Source organism: Pseudomonas aegrilactucae (genome assembly GCF_019168305.1).
Classification (GTDB): Bacteria; Pseudomonadota; Gammaproteobacteria; order Pseudomonadales; family Pseudomonadaceae; genus Aquipseudomonas; species Aquipseudomonas aegrilactucae.
In genome coordinates this window covers 1-15648 of sequence record NZ_JAHTBI010000042.1, presented here as the reverse complement: position 1 = coordinate 15648, position 15648 = coordinate 1, and the positions used below count along the sequence as shown (strand labels likewise).

Here is a 15648-nt window from a genome sequence, read left to right as displayed (position 1 = left end):
GCTAGGTGCACAAGAACACCAAGGATCGGCCATGTCCCGCCCCTACCCGCTACTCGGCACCACCCTGCTTGCCGCTGCCCTCCAGGCATATGCCCAGCCGTCATCACCAGGCTCGGCCATTGGGCAGGCAGCGCTCAAAACCTTGATCCAGAGCCACACTACCCAAGGCAAAAGCTGCTAGAACAGCGGGCGTGCAAACTTGTCAGTGACGGCGCCGCAAGGCAACTTTGTAGTTGACATGAAAGGTAGGAATAACAGGAGACCTTCAAATGATATCAATTATCATTACGAAAGTTGCAATTCATTACCCAATGCAAGAAACATAATTAACAAAACCGCGTGCAATCCACGGCCTGTGGGGCTTGCAGCCTGTTACGAAAGACTTTTGTTCTTAATGCTACGAATAAATTTGCTGCAGAAATTTTACTTGCTACGGGTTTACCCATAAAATCAGCGCGATAGATTTCGCTGCGACATATCGTCACTGCTCTACTTCTTTTCAAGCTCAGAGACCAAGCACTCTGTTAAGGATTTTCAGCATGCCCGATTCGACAGGACTCATCGCCCACAACTGGGGCTTTGCCATTTTCCTTTTGGGTGTCGTCGGCCTGTGCGCCTTCATGCTCGGCCTGTCTGCGCTGCTCGGCAGCAAGGCCTGGGGCCGCAGCAAGAACGAACCCTTCGAGTCCGGCATGCTGCCAACAGGCGGTGCCCGCCTGCGTCTTTCCGCCAAATTCTATCTGGTCGCGATGCTGTTCGTGATCTTCGATATCGAAGCCCTCTTTCTCTTTGCATGGTCTGTGTCCGTCCGCGAAAGCGGCTGGACCGGGTTCGTCGAAGCACTCGTTTTCATAGCAATTCTGTTGGCAGGTCTTGTCTACCTTTGGCGCGTCGGGGCCCTCGATTGGGCTCCCGAAGGTCGTCGCAAGCGGCAAGCGAAGCTGAAACAATGAGGCTTTGGCAATGCAATACAATCTCACCAGGATCGACCCGGATGCCCCTAACGAGGAGTATCCAATCGGTGAACGGGAAACCGTCTCCGACTCGCTGCTAGAGGACCAGGTCCACAAGAACATCTTCATGGGCAAGCTTGAAGATGTACTCAGTGGCGCGGTCAACTGGGGGCGCAAAAACTCCCTGTGGCCGTACAACTTCGGCCTCTCCTGCTGCTACGTGGAAATGACCACGGCCTTCACGGCGCCCCATGACATCGCGCGCTTCGGCGCCGAGGTGATCCGGGCATCGCCGCGTCAGGCCGACTTCATGGTCATCGCCGGCACCTGCTTCATCAAGATGGCGCCGATCATCCAGCGCCTGTACGAGCAGATGCTCGAGCCCAAGTGGGTCATCTCCATGGGTTCGTGCGCCAACTCCGGCGGCATGTACGACATCTACTCGGTCGTTCAGGGGGTCGACAAGTTCCTCCCCGTGGACGTCTACGTGCCTGGCTGCCCGCCTCGCCCTGAAGCGTTCCTGCAAGGCTTGATGCTGTTGCAGGAATCGATCGGCAAGGAACGTCGCCCGCTTTCCTGGGTTGTCGGTGATCAGGGCGTGTACCGCGCCGAGATGCCGTCCCAGAAAGAGCAGCGCCGAGAGCAGCGCATCCAGGTTACCCACCTGCGCAGCCCCGACGAAGTCTGATCCAGCGACCTGCCGCCCGTTCACCTGAACAGGCGGCCTGGCTTCATTCTCTACGTTGACCCAAAGCGACCGAGACCATGACAGCGGACACCGCTATTTATATCCCGCCTTACAAGGCTGACGACCAGGATGTGGTCGTCGAATTGAACAATCGTTTCGGCCCCGAGGCGTTCACCGCCCAGGCCACCCGTACCGGCATGCCGGTGCTGTGGGTTGCCCGCGCCAAACTGATCGAAGTGCTGACCTTCCTGCGCAACGTGGCCAAGCCGTACAGCATGCTGTACGACCTGCACGGCGTGGACGAGCGTCTGCGCACCCAGCGTCGCGGCCTGCCGGGCGCCGACTTCACCGTGTTCTACCACCTGATGTCGGTGGAGCGTAACAGCGACGTGATGATCAAGGTGGCGCTGAACGAGGGCGACCTGAACGTTCCGACCGTCACCGGTATCTGGCCCAATGCCAACTGGTACGAGCGTGAAGTGTGGGACATGTTCGGCATCGACTTTGCCGGCCACCCGCACCTGACCCGCATCATGATGCCACCCACCTGGGAAGGTCACCCGCTGCGCAAGGACTTCCCGGCCCGCGCCACCGAGTTCGACCCGTACAGCCTGAACCTGGCCAAGCAGCAGCTCGAGGAAGAAGCTGCACGCTTCAACCCCGAAGCCTGGGGCATGAAGCGTTCCGGCGCCAACGAGGACTACATGTTCCTCAACCTGGGCCCCAACCACCCTTCGGCCCACGGTGCGTTCCGTATCGTGCTGCAGCTGGACGGTGAAGAGATCGTCGACTGCGTCCCGGACATCGGCTACCACCACCGTGGTGCCGAGAAGATGGCCGAGCGTCAGTCCTGGCACAGTTTCATTCCCTACACCGACCGTATCGACTACCTGGGCGGGGTGATGAACAACCTGCCGTACGTGCTCGCGGTCGAGAAGCTGGCCGGCATCAAGGTGCCGGAGAAGGTCGACACCATCCGCATCATGATGGCCGAGTTCTTCCGCATCACCAGCCACCTGCTGTTCCTGGGTACCTATATCCAGGACGTCGGCGCCATGACCCCGGTGTTCTTCACCTTCACCGACCGTCAGCGCGCCTACACCGTGATCGAAGCCATCACCGGTTTCCGCCTGCACCCGGCCTGGTACCGCATCGGTGGCGTGGCCCACGACCTGCCGCGCGGCTGGGAGAAACTGGTCAAGGACTTCGTCGACTGGCTGCCCAAGCGCCTCGACGAGTACACCAAGGCTGCCCTGCAGAACAGCATCCTCAAGGGCCGTACCATCGGCGTGGCCGCCTACAACACCAAAGAGGCCCTGGAATGGGGCGTCACCGGTGCCGGCCTGCGTTCGACCGGTTGCGATTTCGACCTGCGCAAGGCGCGTCCGTACTCGGGCTACGAGAACTTCGAGTTCGAAGTGCCGCTGGCCAGCAATGGCGATGCCTACGACCGCTGCATGGTGCGCGTCGAAGAAATGCGCCAGAGCATCAAGATCATCGACCAGTGCATGCGCAACATGCCGGCCGGCGCGTACAAGGCGGACCACCCGCTGACCACGCCGCCGCCAAAAGAGCGCACCCTGCAGCACATCGAGACCCTGATCACGCACTTCCTGCAAGTTTCGTGGGGCCCGGTTATGCCGGCCAACGAATCCTTCCAGATGATCGAAGCGACCAAGGGCATCAACAGTTACTACCTGACGAGCGATGGCGGAACCATGAGTTACCGCACCCGGATTCGCACCCCGAGCTACCCGCACCTGCAGCAGATCCCTTCGGTGATCCGCGGCAGCATGGTCGCGGACCTCATTGCGTACCTGGGCAGTATCGACTTCGTTATGGCTGACGTGGACCGCTAAGCATGAACAACACGCTTATCCAAACCGACCGTTTCGCCCTGAGCGAAACCGAGCGCTCGGCCATCGAGCACGAGATGCATCACTACGAGGACCCGCGCGCGGCGTCCATCGAAGCCCTGAAGATCGTTCAGAAGGAACGCGGCTGGGTGCCGGACGGCGCGGTCTATGCCATCGGCGAAGTGCTGGGCATCCCTGCCAGCGACGTCGAAGGCGTGGCCACCTTCTACAGCCAGATCTTCCGCCAGCCGGTCGGTCGCCACATCATTCGCGTGTGCGACAGCATGGTCTGCTACATCGGCGGCCACGAGTCGGTGGTCAGCCAGATCCAGAGCGAGCTGGGCATCGGCCTGGGCCAGACCACCGCAGACGGGCGCTTCACCCTGCTGCCAGTGTGCTGCCTGGGCAACTGCGACAAGGCCCCGGCGCTGATGATCGACGACGACACCTTTGGCGACGTGCAACCTGCCGGCGTTACCAAACTGCTGGAGGGTTACGTATGACCATCACTTCCTTCGGCCCGGCCAACCGCATTGCGCGCGCCGCTGAAACCCATCCGCTGACCTGGCGCCTGCGTGACGACGGCGAACCGCTGTGGCTCGACGAGTACCAGGCCAAGGACGGCTACGCCGCTGCCCGCAAGGCACTGGCGCAGATGTCGCAGGACGACATCGTGCAGACCGTCAAGGACTCCGGCCTCAAGGGCCGTGGGGGTGCGGGCTTCCCAACGGGCGTCAAATGGGGCCTGATGCCCAAAGACGAATCCATGAACATCCGCTACCTGCTGTGCAACGCGGATGAAATGGAGCCCAACACCTGGAAAGACCGCATGCTGATGGAGCAACAGCCCCATCTGCTGATCGAAGGCATGCTGATCAGTGCTCGCGCACTCAAGGCCTACCGCGGCTACATCTTCCTGCGTGGCGAGTACACCACCGCAGCGCGCAACCTCAACCGTGCGGTCGAGGAAGCCAAGGCGGCCGGCCTGCTGGGCAAGAACATCCTGGGCAGCGGCTTCGACTTCGAGCTGTTCGTGCACACCGGCGCCGGGCGTTACATCTGCGGTGAAGAAACCGCACTGATCAACTCCCTCGAAGGCCGCCGCGCCAACCCGCGCTCCAAGCCGCCCTTCCCTGCCGCCGTGGGCGTGTGGGGCAAGCCGACCTGCGTGAACAACGTCGAAACCCTGTGCAACGTGCCGGCCATCGTCGGCAACGGCATCGACTGGTACAAGTCGCTGGCCCGCGAAGGCAGCGAAGACCACGGCACCAAGCTGATGGGCTTCTCCGGCAAGGTGAAGAACCCGGGCCTGTGGGAGCTGCCATTCGGCGTCACCGCCCGCGAGCTGTTCGAAGACTACGCCGGCGGCATGCGTGATGGCTTCAAGCTCAAGTGCTGGCAGCCAGGCGGCGCCGGTACCGGCTTCCTGCTGCCCGAGCACCTCGACGCGCAGATGTACGCCGGCGGCATCGCCAAGGTCGGCACCCGGATGGGGACGGGCCTGGCCATGGCCGTGGACGACAGCGTCAACATGGTCTCGCTGCTGCGCAACATGGAAGAGTTCTTTGCCCGCGAATCGTGCGGCTTCTGCACCCCGTGCCGCGATGGCCTGCCATGGAGCGTCAAGCTTCTGCGCGCCATCGAGAAAGGCCAGGGCCAGCAAGGCGACATCGAGACGCTGCTGGGGCTGGTCGGTTTCCTCGGCCCAGGCAAGACCTTCTGCGCTCACGCACCGGGTGCGGTCGAGCCGTTGGGCAGTGCCATCAAATACTTCCGCCCCGAGTTCGAAGCCGGTATCGCAGCCACTGCTGCACCGCGCCCGGACCTGGCAAAACCGATTGTGGTCGGCGCATAACGAATAAAAAGACGGGCGGTCCGTGCCGCCCGTTGCCCACGATGCTCGCCCGGGAAACCCCGCCGCGAGCCGCAGGCACACAGCTTTCCATTAGCCACGCCCGCACACGCGGGCCAACGAAGAACTTTGAACCATGGCCACTATCCACGTAGACGGCAAAGAGCTCGAAGTCAACGGTGCAGACAACCTGTTACAGGCGTGTCTGTCACTAGGCCTCGACATCCCTTATTTCTGCTGGCACCCGGCGCTCGGTAGCGTCGGCGCCTGCCGCCAGTGCGCGGTCAAGCAGTACACCGACGAGAACGACACCCGTGGTCGTATCGTCATGTCCTGCATGACCCCTGCCACCGATGGCAGCTGGATTTCCATCGAAGACGAAGAAGCCCGCGTGTTCCGCGCCAGCGTCGTCGAATGGCTGATGACCAACCACCCGCACGACTGCCCGGTGTGCGAGGAAGGCGGTCACTGCCACCTGCAAGACATGACGGTGATGACCGGCCACAACGAGCGCCGCTATCGCTTCACCAAGCGCACCCACCAGAACCAGGAACTCGGCCCGTTCATCTCCCACGAGATGAACCGCTGCATCGCCTGCTACCGCTGCGTGCGCTACTACAAGGACTACGCCGGCGGTACCGACCTGGGCGTATTCGGTGCACACGACAACGTGTACTTCGGCCGTGTCGAGAGCGGCACGCTGGAGAGCGAGTTCTCCGGCAACCTGACCGAGGTGTGCCCGACCGGTGTGTTCACCGACAAGACCCACTCCGAGCGCTACAACCGCAAGTGGGACATGCAGTTTGCCCCGAGCATCTGCCATGGCTGCTCCAGCGGCTGCAACATCAGCCCGGGTGAGCGCTACGGTGAACTGCGCCGCATCGAGAACCGTTTCAACGGTTCGGTGAACCAGTACTTCCTGTGCGACCGTGGCCGTTTCGGCTATGGCTACGTCAACCGCACCGACCGCCCACGCCAGCCGCTGCTCGAAGGCGGCCAGAAGCTGGGCCTGGACGCTGCGCTGGACAAGGCCGCCGACCTGCTGCGCGGCCGTACCATCGTCGGTATCGGCTCGCCACGCGCCAGCCTCGAAAGCAACTACGGCCTGCGCGAGCTGGTGGGTGCCGAGTACTTCCACTCGGGTATGGAAGCCGGTGAGCTGGAGCGCGTGCGCCTGGCCCTGCAAGTCCTCAACGACAGCCCGCTGCCGGTACCGACCCTGCGCGACATGGAAGACCATGACGCGGTATTCGTGCTTGGCGAAGACCTGACCCAGACCGCCGCACGCCTGGCCCTGGCCCTGCGCCAGTCGGTCAAGGGCAAGGCCGAGGCCATGGCCGACGCCATGCGCGTGCAGCCTTGGCTGGATGCCGCGGTGAAGAACATCGGCCAGCACGCCATGTACCCGCTGTTCATCGCCAGCCTCACCGACACCAAGCTCGATGACGTGGCCGAAGAGTGCGTGCACGCGGCCCCCGATGACCTGGCCCGTATCGGTTTCGCCGTGGCCCACGCCATCGACCCGAGTGCGCCGGCCGTCGAAGGCCTGGACGCCGAAGCCGTCGAGCTGGCCAGGCGCATCGCCGAGGCCCTGGTCGCGGCCAACCGTCCGCTGGTGGTTGCCGGTACTTCGCTGGGCTCCAAGGCCCTGATCGAAGCCGCCGCCAACATCGCCAAGGCACTGAAGCTGCGCGAGAAGAACGGCTCGCTGAGCCTGGTGGTGCCCGAGGCCAACAGCCTGGGCCTGGCCATGCTCGGTGGCGAGTCGATCGACGCCGCACTGGACGCAGTGATCGCCGGCAAGGCCGACGCCATCGTGATCCTGGAAAACGACCTGTACAGCCGCGTGCCGGCGGCCAAGGTCGACGCAGCCCTGGCGGCGGCCAAGGTGGTGATCGTTGCCGACCACCAGAAAACCCCGACCACCGACCGTGCGCACCTGGTGCTGCCTGCCGCCACTTTCGCCGAAGGCGACGGTACCCTGGTCAGCCAGGAAGGCCGCGCCCAGCGTTTCTTCCAGGTGTTCGACCCGCAGTACCTGGACAGCAGCATCCTGGTGCACGAAGGCTGGCGCTGGATGCACGCCCTGCGTGCCACCCTGCTGAACAAGCCGGTCGACTGGACCCAGCTCGACCACGTGACCCACGCCGTGGCCAGCGCCGCACCGCAACTGGCCGGCATCGTCAATGCCGCGCCATCGGCCGCGTTCCGCATCAAGGGCATGAAGCTTGCCCGTGAACCGCTGCGCTACTCGGGCCGTACCGCGATGCGCGCCAACATCAGCGTGCACGAACCGCGTACCCCGCAAGACCAGGACACCGCGTTCGCCTTCTCCATGGAAGGTTACTCGGGCTCCGCCGAACCGCGCTCGCAAGTGCCGTTCGCCTGGTCGCCGGGCTGGAACTCGCCGCAGGCCTGGAACAAGTTCCAGGACGAGGTCGGTGGCCACCTGCGTGCAGGCGACCCGGGCACCCGCCTGATCGAAAGCCAGGGCGACAGGCTCAACTGGTTCGCCAGCGTACCAGCCGCGTTCTCGCCGGCCCGTGGCACCTGGCAGGTCGTGCCGTTCTATCACCTGTTCGGCAGTGAAGAGAACTCTTCGCGCGCCGCCCCGGTGCAAGAGCGCATCCCGCAGGCCTACGTGGGCCTGGCCAAGTCCGAAGCCGACCGCCTGGGCGTCAACGACGGCGCGTTGCTGAGCCTGAACGTGGCCGGCCAGACCCTGCGTCTGCCGCTGCGTATCAATGAAGAGCTGGGCGCAGGCCTGGTTGCGTTGCCCAAAGGCCTGGCCGGCATTCCGCCTGCCATCTTCGGTGCATCCGTCGAAGGCCTGCAGGAGGCAGCACAATGACCTGGTTCACCCCTGAAGTGATCGATGTGATCCTCACTGTCATCAAGGCCATCGTGGTGTTGCTGGCGGTGGTGGTCTGCGGCGCGCTGCTCAGCTTCGTCGAGCGTCGCCTGCTGGGCTGGTGGCAGGACCGTTACGGTCCGAACCGCGTCGGCCCGTTCGGCATGTTCCAGATTGCCGCCGACATGCTGAAGATGTTCTTCAAGGAAGACTGGAACCCGCCCTTCGTCGACAAGGTGATCTTCACCCTGGCGCCGGTGGTGGCCATGAGCGCCTTGCTGATCGCCTTCGCGATCATCCCGATCACCCCGACCTGGGGTGTCGCGGACCTGAACATCGGCCTGCTGTTCTTCTTCGCCATGGCGGGCCTGTCGGTGTACGCCGTACTGTTCGCCGGCTGGTCGTCGAACAACAAGTACGCCCTGCTCGGCAGCCTGCGGGCCTCGGCCCAGACCGTGTCGTACGAAGTGTTCATGGGCCTGGCGCTGATGGGCATCGTGGCCCAGGTCGGCTCGTTCAACATGCGCGACATCGTCGAGTACCAGGCGCAGAACCTGTGGTTCATCATTCCGCAGTTCTTCGGCTTCTGTACCTTCTTCATCGCTGGCGTGGCCGTGACGCACCGTCACCCCTTCGACCAGCCCGAAGCGGAACAGGAACTGGCCGACGGTTACCACATCGAATATGCCGGCATGAAATGGGGCATGTTCTTCGTCGGCGAGTACATCGGCATCATCCTGATCTCGGCGCTGCTGGTAACCCTGTTCTTCGGTGGCTGGCACGGGCCGTTCGGCATTCTGCCGCAACTGTCGTTCGTGTGGTTCGCCCTGAAGACCGCGTTCTTCATCATGCTGTTCATCCTGCTGCGCGCCTCGATCCCGCGCCCGCGCTATGACCAGGTGATGGACTTCAGCTGGAAGTTCTGCCTGCCGCTGACCCTGATCAATTTGCTGGTGACCGCTGCGCTCGTGTTGCTCAACACGCCAGCTGTTGCGGCCCAGTGAGGATTTGACCCATGTTCAAGTATATTGGCGACATCGTTAAGGGCACCGGAACCCAGCTGCGCAGCCTGGTGATGGTGTTCTCTCACGGTTTCCGCAAACGTGACACCCTGCAATACCCGGAAGAGGCGGTGTACCTGCCGCCGCGCTATCGCGGCCGTATCGTGCTCACCCGCGACCCCGACGGCGAAGAGCGCTGCGTGGCGTGCAACCTGTGCGCCGTGGCGTGCCCGGTGGGTTGCATCTCGCTGCAGAAGGCCGAGACCGACGACGGCCGCTGGTACCCCGAGTTCTTCCGCATCAACTTCTCGCGCTGCATTTTCTGCGGCCTCTGCGAGGAAGCCTGCCCGACCACCGCAATCCAGCTCACCCCGGATTTCGAGATGGCCGAGTTCAAACGTCAGGACCTGGTGTACGAGAAAGAAGATCTGCTGATCTCCGGCCCCGGCAAGAACCCTGATTACAACTTCTACCGTGTTGCAGGTATGGCGGTTGCCGGCAAGCCGAAAGGCGCCGCGCAGAACGAAGCCGAGCCGATCAACGTGAAGAGCTTGCTCCCTTAAGGAAGAAAGATGGAATTCGCTTTCTATTTCGCATCCGGTGTCGCCGTGGTGTCCACCCTGCGGGTGATCACCAACACCAACCCGGTGCATGCCCTGCTCTACCTGATCATTTCGCTGATCTCCGTGGCGATGACCTTCTTCGCCCTCGGTGCACCGTTTGCCGGTGTGCTCGAAGTGATCGCCTACGCTGGCGCCATCATGGTGCTGTTCGTGTTCGTGGTGATGATGCTCAACCTGGGCCCGGCTTCGGTCGCCCAGGAGCGCGGCTGGCTCAAGCCGGGTATCTGGGGCGGGCCGGTGTTCCTCGCCGCCCTGCTGCTGCTCGAGCTGCTGTACGTGCTGTTCGTCGAACCGAGCGGCGCGGCCATCGGCCACACCACCGTTGACGCCAAGGCCGTGGGCATCAGCCTGTTCGGCCCTTACCTGCTGGTGGTGGAACTGGCCTCGATGCTGCTGCTTGCTGCGGCAGTGACGGCGTTCCACCTCGGCCGCAACGAGGCGAAGGAGTAAACCATGTCAGCAATTCCTCTCGAGCACGGCCTGGCCGTCGCCGGCATCCTGTTCTGCCTCGGCCTGGTCGGGCTGATGGTACGCCGCAACATTCTGTTCGTACTGATGAGCCTGGAAATCATGATGAACGCCTCGGCACTGGCATTCATCGTGGCGGGCAGCCGCTGGGCGCAACCGGACGGGCAGATCATGTTCATCCTGGTCATCAGCCTGGCCGCCGCCGAGGCCAGTATCGGCCTGGCGATCCTGTTGCAGCTGTATCGCCGCTTCCACACTCTCGATATCGATGCTGCCAGTGAGATGCGCGGATGAACCTACTCTTTCTGACCTTCGTCTTCCCCCTGATCGGCTTCGTGCTGCTGTCGTTCTCGCGCGGGCGGTTCTCCGAGAACCTGTCGGCGCTGATCGGCGTCGGCTCTATCGGCCTCTCGGCCATCGTGGCCGCGTACGTGATCTGGCAGTTCAACGTCGCCCCGCCCGAGGGCGGCGCGTACAGCCAGCTGCTGTGGCAGTGGATGCAGGTGGGCGACTTCAAGCCCAACTTCACCCTCTACCTGGACGGCCTGTCGGTGACCATGCTTGGCGTGGTGGTCGGCGTGGGCTTCCTGATCCATCTGTTCGCTTCGTGGTACATGCGTGGTGAAGCCGGTTACTCGCGCTTCTTCGCCTACACCAACCTGTTCATCGCCAGCATGCTGTTCCTGATCCTGGGCGACGACCTGCTGTTCATCTACTTCGGTTGGGAAGGCGTGGGCCTGTGCTCGTACCTGTTGATCGGTTTCTACTACAGCAACCGCAACAACGGCAACGCAGCACTCAAGGCCTTCATCGTCACCCGTATCGGCGACGTGTTCATGGCCATCGGCCTGTTCATCCTGTACCAGCAACTGGGCACGCTGAATATCCAGCAACTGCTGGTGCTGGCCCCGCAGAAGTTCCAGGCGGGTGATTTCTGGATGGTGCTGGCGACCCTGATGTTGCTGGGTGGCGCGGTCGGTAAATCGGCCCAGTTGCCGCTGCAGACCTGGCTGGCTGACGCAATGGCCGGCCCTACCCCGGTGTCGGCACTGATCCACGCCGCAACCATGGTCACCGCCGGTGTCTACCTGATTGCCCGTACCCACGGCCTGTTCGCCCTGGCCCCCGACGTGCTGCACCTGGTGGGTGTGGTCGGCGGCGTGACCCTGGTACTGGCCGGCTTCGCCGCGCTGGTGCAGACCGACATCAAGCGTATCCTGGCCTACTCGACCATGAGCCAGATCGGCTACATGTTCCTGGCCCTGGGCGTTGGCGCGTTCGATGGCGCAATCTTCCACCTGATGACCCACGCCTTCTTCAAGGCCCTGCTGTTCCTTGCTTCGGGTGCGGTGATCGTTGCCTGCCACCACGAGCAGAACATCTTCAAGATGGGCGGCCTGTGGAAGAAACTGCCGTTGGCCTATGCCAGCTTCATCGTCGGTGGTGCCGCCCTGGCTGCCCTGCCGCTGCTGACCGCCGGTTTCTACTCCAAGGACGAGATCCTCTGGGAAGCCTTCGCCAGTGGCAACAACGGCCTGCTGTACGCCGGCCTGGTTGGCGCGTTCATGACCTCGCTGTACACCTTCCGCCTGATCTTCATTGCCTTCCACGGCGAAGCCAAGACCGAAGCGCATGCCGGCCATGGCATCTCGCACTGGCTGCCACTGGGCGTGCTGATCGTGCTGTCGACCTTCGTCGGCGCATGGATTCATCCACCACTGGCCGGCGTGCTGCCACAGAGCGTCGGGCATGCCGGCGGCGAAGCCAAGCACAGCCTGGAAATCGCCTCGGGCGCCATCGCCATCGCCGGTATCCTGCTGGCCGCTATGCTGTTCCTGGGCAAGCGTCGCCTGGTGACCGCGATCGCCAACAGCGGCCCGGGTCGTGTGCTGTCGGCCTGGTGGTTCGCCGCCTGGGGCTTCGACTGGATCTACAACAAGCTGTTCGTCAAACCTTACCTGCTGATCAGCCATATCCTGCGCAAGGATCCGGTTGACCGCGGCATTGGCCTGATTCCGCGTATGGCTCGGGGCGGTCACGCCGCCATGAGCAAAACCGAAACCGGTCAGCTGCGCTGGTACACCGCTTCGATAGCCGTAGGTGCCGTGCTTGTGCTCGGTGCCGTTGTTGTGGCTGCGGTCTGATATGAACCTTGCGACTTTGCGAAAGGAATTGAGCCCGTCATGATTTTGCCTTGGCTGATCCTGATCCCCTTCATCGGCGGCCTGCTGTGCTGGCTGGGTGAGCGCTTCGGCGCCACCCTGCCGCGCTACATCGCGCTGCTGACCATGTCCCTGCTGCTTGGTATCGGCCTTTGGCTGTGGGCCAACGGCGACTACACCCTGGCGCCTGCGCCGGGTGCCGCGCCACAGTGGGCCTACGAATTCAAAGTGCTGTGGATCGAGCGCTTCGGCATCAGCCTGCACCTGGCGCTGGACGGCCTGTCGCTGCTGATGATCCTGCTCACCGGCCTGCTCGGTGTGCTGTCGGTACTGTGCTCGTGGAAAGAGATCCAGCGCCACGTCGGCTTCTTCCACCTCAACCTGATGTGGATCCTGGGCGGCGTGGTCGGGGTGTTCCTGGCCCTGGACCTGTTCCTGTTCTTCTTCTTCTGGGAAATGATGCTGGTGCCGATGTATTTCCTCATCGCGCTCTGGGGTCACAGCTCCTCCGACGGCAAGAAGACCCGGATCTACGCCGCCACCAAGTTCTTCATCTTCACCCAGGCCAGCGGCCTGATCATGTTGGTGGCGATCCTGGGCCTGGTGCTGGTCAACTACAGCAACACCGGTGTGATCACCTTCGACTACACCCAACTGCTGAAGGCCGACCTGCCGGCCGGTACCGAATACCTGCTGATGCTGGGCTTCTTCATCGCCTTCGCGGTGAAGCTGCCGGTGGTACCGTTCCACTCCTGGCTGCCTGACGCTCACGCCCAGGCACCCACCGCAGGTTCCGTGGACCTGGCGGGTATCCTGCTGAAGACGGCGGCCTATGGCCTGCTGCGTTTCGCCCTGCCGCTGTTCCCGAATGCCTCGGCCGAGTTCGCGCCGATCGCCATGACCCTGGGCCTGATCGGGATCTTCTACGGTGCGTTCCTGGCGTTTGCCCAGACCGACATCAAGCGCCTGATCGCCTTCTCCAGCGTCTCGCACATGGGCTTCGTGCTGATCGGCATCTACTCCGGCAGCCAGCAGGCCCTGCAAGGCGCGGTGATCCAGATGCTGGCCCACGGCCTGTCGGCGGCGGCGCTGTTTATCCTCAGTGGCCAGCTGTACGAGCGCCTGCACACCCGTGACATGCGTCAGATGGGTGGCCTGTGGTCGCGCATTGCCTACCTGCCGGCCATCAGCCTGTTCTTCGCTGCCGCGTCGCTGGGCCTGCCGGGCACCGGCAACTTCGTCGGCGAGTTCCTGATCCTGCTGGGCAGCTTCGTCAGTGCACCGTGGGTGACCGTGATTGCGACGTCTGGCTTGGTGTTCGGTTCGGTGTACTCGCTGATCATGATCCACCGCGCCTACTTCGGCCCGTCCAAATCGGACGACGTACTGGCCGGCATGGACAACCGCGAACTGATCATGGTGCTGGGCCTGGCTGTGCTGCTGATTGTGCTGGGCGTTTACCCGCAGCCGTTCCTGGACACCTCTGCCGCCACCATGAGTGGTGTACAGCAGTGGTTCGGCTCCGCTTTCACTCAACTCGCTTCGGCCCGGTAAGAGCGCTATGGACCTGACGATTCAACACTTTATTGCGCTTGCGCCGCTGCTGATCACCACCATCACCATTATCGTGGTGATGCTGGCCATCGCCTGGCGCCGCAACCATTCGCAAACCTTCCTGCTGTCGACCGTGGGGCTGAACCTGGCCCTGCTGTCGATCATCCCGACCCTGAAAGTGGCCCCGCTGGCGGTCACCCCGTTGCTGACCGTCGACAATTTCGCGTGCCTGTACATGGCGTTGATCCTGGTCGCCACACTGGCGTGCGTGACCTTGGCGCACGCTTACCTGGGCGATGGCGGCAAAGGCTACCCGGGCAACCGTGAAGAACTTTACCTGCTGATCCTGATGGCTGCCCTGGGTGGCCTGGTACTGGTCTGCGCGCAGCACCTGGCCGGCCTGTTCATCGGCCTGGAGCTGCTCTCGGTACCGGTCTATGGCCTGGTGGCGTACGCCTTCTTCAACAAGCGTTCGCTGGAAGCCGGCATCAAGTACATGGTGCTGTCGGCGGCCGGTTCTGCGTTCCTGCTGTTCGGCATGGCGTTGCTGTATGCCGACGCTGGCAGCCTGAGCTTCGACGGCATCGGCAAGGCCCTGGCGGCCACCAGCATGCCGAGCCTGATTGCCCAGCTGGGCCTGGGCATGATGCTGGTTGGCCTGGCATTCAAGCTGTCGCTGGTACCGTTCCACCTGTGGACCCCGGACGTATACGAAGGTGCTCCGGCGCCGGTTGCCGCGTTCCTGGCCACTGCCAGCAAGGTGGCCGTGTTTGCGGTCGTGGTACGCCTGTTCATGCTCTCCCCGGCGGCCAGCAGCGGCGTGCTGACCACGGTGCTGTCGGTGATTGCAGTGGCGTCGATCCTGGTCGGCAACCTGCTGGCGCTGACCCAGAGCAACCTCAAGCGTCTGCTGGGTTACTCCTCGATTGCCCACTTCGGTTACCTGCTGATTGCCCTGGTGGCGAGCAAGGGCCTGGCGGTGGAAGCGATTGGCGTGTACCTGGTGACCTACGTGATCACCAGCCTGGGCGCGTTTGGCGTGATCACCCTGATGTCCTCGCCGTACAACGGCCGTGATGCCGATGCGCTGTACGAGTACCGCGGCCTGTTCTGGCGTCGTCCGTACCTGACGGCGGTGCTGACCGTGATGATGCTGTCGCTGGCGGGTATTCCGCTGACGGCGGGCTTTATCGGCAAGTTCTACATCATTGCCACGGGTGTCGAGTCGCAGCTATGGTGGTTGGTGGGTGCGTTGGTGATCGGTAGTGCGATCGGCGTGTTCTACTACCTGCGTGTGATGGTGACCCTGTACCTGATGGAGCCGAACCTGCGCCGTCACGATGCGCCGTTGAACTGGGAGCAGCGTACGGGTGGTGTGATGTTGCTGGCGATTGCGATCGCGGCGTTCGTGCTGGGTGTGTATCCGCAGCCGTTGCTGGACCTGGTGCAGCATGCGGGTTTGCAGTTGCTTGGTTGAGTGCTGACGCACTGACACGACACCCCGCTTCGGCGGGGTGTTTTGTTTCTGTCGATTGAATAATCAAGAAGCGGCGCCGCGCCGCCGTTGATCTTGATCTTGCTTTAGATCTTGATTGTCCGGCCTGTCAGAAGGCCGAGTGGAGGTGTCGTGCAGGGGGCAG

At 62.9% G+C, this 15648-nt stretch carries 13 protein-coding genes; all 13 read left to right on the top strand.

What is annotated here, in order from left to right:
- The first annotated feature begins 539 nt into the window (after window positions 1-539).
- The gene (locus tag KUO17_RS12500; RefSeq protein WP_010220397.1) at window positions 540-953 is read left to right on the top strand and encodes an NADH-quinone oxidoreductase subunit A; all 414 of its coding nucleotides are present in this window, start codon (window positions 540-542) and stop codon (window positions 951-953) included.
- Window positions 954-963: 10 nt separating this feature from the next.
- Complete coding sequence (locus tag KUO17_RS12495; protein WP_163944911.1) at window positions 964-1641, top strand: NADH-quinone oxidoreductase subunit B; 678 nt, start codon at window positions 964-966, stop codon at window positions 1639-1641.
- Window positions 1642-1718: 77 nt separating this feature from the next.
- On the top strand, window positions 1719-3500 hold the full coding sequence (nuoC, locus tag KUO17_RS12490; protein ID WP_217975871.1) for an NADH-quinone oxidoreductase subunit C/D: 1782 nt from the start codon (window positions 1719-1721) through the stop codon (window positions 3498-3500).
- 2 nt (window positions 3501-3502) lie between these two features.
- Window positions 3503-4000: an NADH-quinone oxidoreductase subunit NuoE gene (gene nuoE, locus KUO17_RS12485; RefSeq protein WP_217975870.1), complete on the top strand. Its 498-nt coding sequence runs from the start codon at window positions 3503-3505 to the stop codon at window positions 3998-4000.
- On the top strand, window positions 3997-5352 hold the full coding sequence (nuoF, locus tag KUO17_RS12480) for an NADH-quinone oxidoreductase subunit NuoF (RefSeq protein ID WP_217975869.1): 1356 nt from the start codon (window positions 3997-3999) through the stop codon (window positions 5350-5352). Before nuoE ends, nuoF begins: the two co-directional genes overlap by 4 nt.
- Before the next feature lie 133 nt (window positions 5353-5485).
- Window positions 5486-8200, top strand: coding sequence for an NADH-quinone oxidoreductase subunit NuoG (gene nuoG, locus KUO17_RS12475; protein ID WP_217975868.1), 2715 nt, complete (start codon window positions 5486-5488; stop codon window positions 8198-8200).
- Entirely contained in the window at window positions 8197-9204 is a 1008-nt protein-coding gene (nuoH, locus tag KUO17_RS12470) for an NADH-quinone oxidoreductase subunit NuoH (protein ID WP_054915105.1), read from the top strand. Before nuoG ends, nuoH begins: the two co-directional genes overlap by 4 nt.
- Window positions 9205-9215: 11 nt before the next feature.
- On the top strand, window positions 9216-9764 hold the full coding sequence (nuoI, locus tag KUO17_RS12465; protein ID WP_163944920.1) for an NADH-quinone oxidoreductase subunit NuoI: 549 nt from the start codon (window positions 9216-9218) through the stop codon (window positions 9762-9764).
- A 9-nt stretch (window positions 9765-9773) separates the two neighbouring features.
- Window positions 9774-10274: an NADH-quinone oxidoreductase subunit J gene (gene nuoJ / locus KUO17_RS12460; protein ID WP_217975867.1), complete on the top strand. Its 501-nt coding sequence runs from the start codon at window positions 9774-9776 to the stop codon at window positions 10272-10274.
- A gap of 3 nt (window positions 10275-10277) precedes the next feature.
- A complete protein-coding gene (nuoK, locus tag KUO17_RS12455) occupies window positions 10278-10586 on the top strand; it encodes an NADH-quinone oxidoreductase subunit NuoK (RefSeq protein ID WP_010220409.1) in 309 nt (102 codons plus the stop codon).
- Complete coding sequence (gene nuoL, locus KUO17_RS12450) at window positions 10583-12436, top strand: NADH-quinone oxidoreductase subunit L (protein WP_217975866.1); 1854 nt, start codon at window positions 10583-10585, stop codon at window positions 12434-12436. The genes nuoK and nuoL overlap by 4 nt, the downstream gene beginning before the upstream one ends.
- Before the next feature lie 39 nt (window positions 12437-12475).
- Window positions 12476-14008, top strand: a complete 1533-nt coding sequence (gene nuoM, locus KUO17_RS12445; RefSeq protein WP_217975865.1) for an NADH-quinone oxidoreductase subunit M — start codon at window positions 12476-12478, stop codon at window positions 14006-14008.
- A gap of 7 nt (window positions 14009-14015) precedes the next feature.
- Window positions 14016-15485, top strand: a complete 1470-nt coding sequence (gene nuoN / locus KUO17_RS12440) for an NADH-quinone oxidoreductase subunit NuoN (RefSeq protein WP_217975864.1) — start codon at window positions 14016-14018, stop codon at window positions 15483-15485.
- Window positions 15486-15648: the final 163 nt, after the last annotated feature.

Bases quoted from the DNA above. Each gene is read 5' to 3' on its own strand.
- KUO17_RS12500 (WP_010220397.1), top strand. From the start codon at position 540: ATGCCCGATTCGACAGGACTCATCGCCCACAACTGGGGCTTTGCCATT.
- KUO17_RS12495 (WP_163944911.1), top strand. From the start codon at position 964: ATGCAATACAATCTCACCAGGATCGACCCGGATGCCCCTAACGAGGAG.
- nuoC (WP_217975871.1), top strand. From the start codon at position 1,719: ATGACAGCGGACACCGCTATTTATATCCCGCCTTACAAGGCTGACGAC.
- nuoE (WP_217975870.1), top strand. From the start codon at position 3,503: ATGAACAACACGCTTATCCAAACCGACCGTTTCGCCCTGAGCGAAACC.
- nuoF (WP_217975869.1), top strand. From the start codon at position 3,997: ATGACCATCACTTCCTTCGGCCCGGCCAACCGCATTGCGCGCGCCGCT.
- nuoG (WP_217975868.1), top strand. From the start codon at position 5,486: ATGGCCACTATCCACGTAGACGGCAAAGAGCTCGAAGTCAACGGTGCA.
- nuoH (WP_054915105.1), top strand. From the start codon at position 8,197: ATGACCTGGTTCACCCCTGAAGTGATCGATGTGATCCTCACTGTCATC.
- nuoI (WP_163944920.1), top strand. From the start codon at position 9,216: ATGTTCAAGTATATTGGCGACATCGTTAAGGGCACCGGAACCCAGCTG.
- nuoJ (WP_217975867.1), top strand. From the start codon at position 9,774: ATGGAATTCGCTTTCTATTTCGCATCCGGTGTCGCCGTGGTGTCCACC.
- nuoK (WP_010220409.1), top strand. From the start codon at position 10,278: ATGTCAGCAATTCCTCTCGAGCACGGCCTGGCCGTCGCCGGCATCCTG.
- nuoL (WP_217975866.1), top strand. From the start codon at position 10,583: ATGAACCTACTCTTTCTGACCTTCGTCTTCCCCCTGATCGGCTTCGTG.
- nuoM (WP_217975865.1), top strand. From the start codon at position 12,476: ATGATTTTGCCTTGGCTGATCCTGATCCCCTTCATCGGCGGCCTGCTG.
- nuoN (WP_217975864.1), top strand. From the start codon at position 14,016: ATGGACCTGACGATTCAACACTTTATTGCGCTTGCGCCGCTGCTGATC.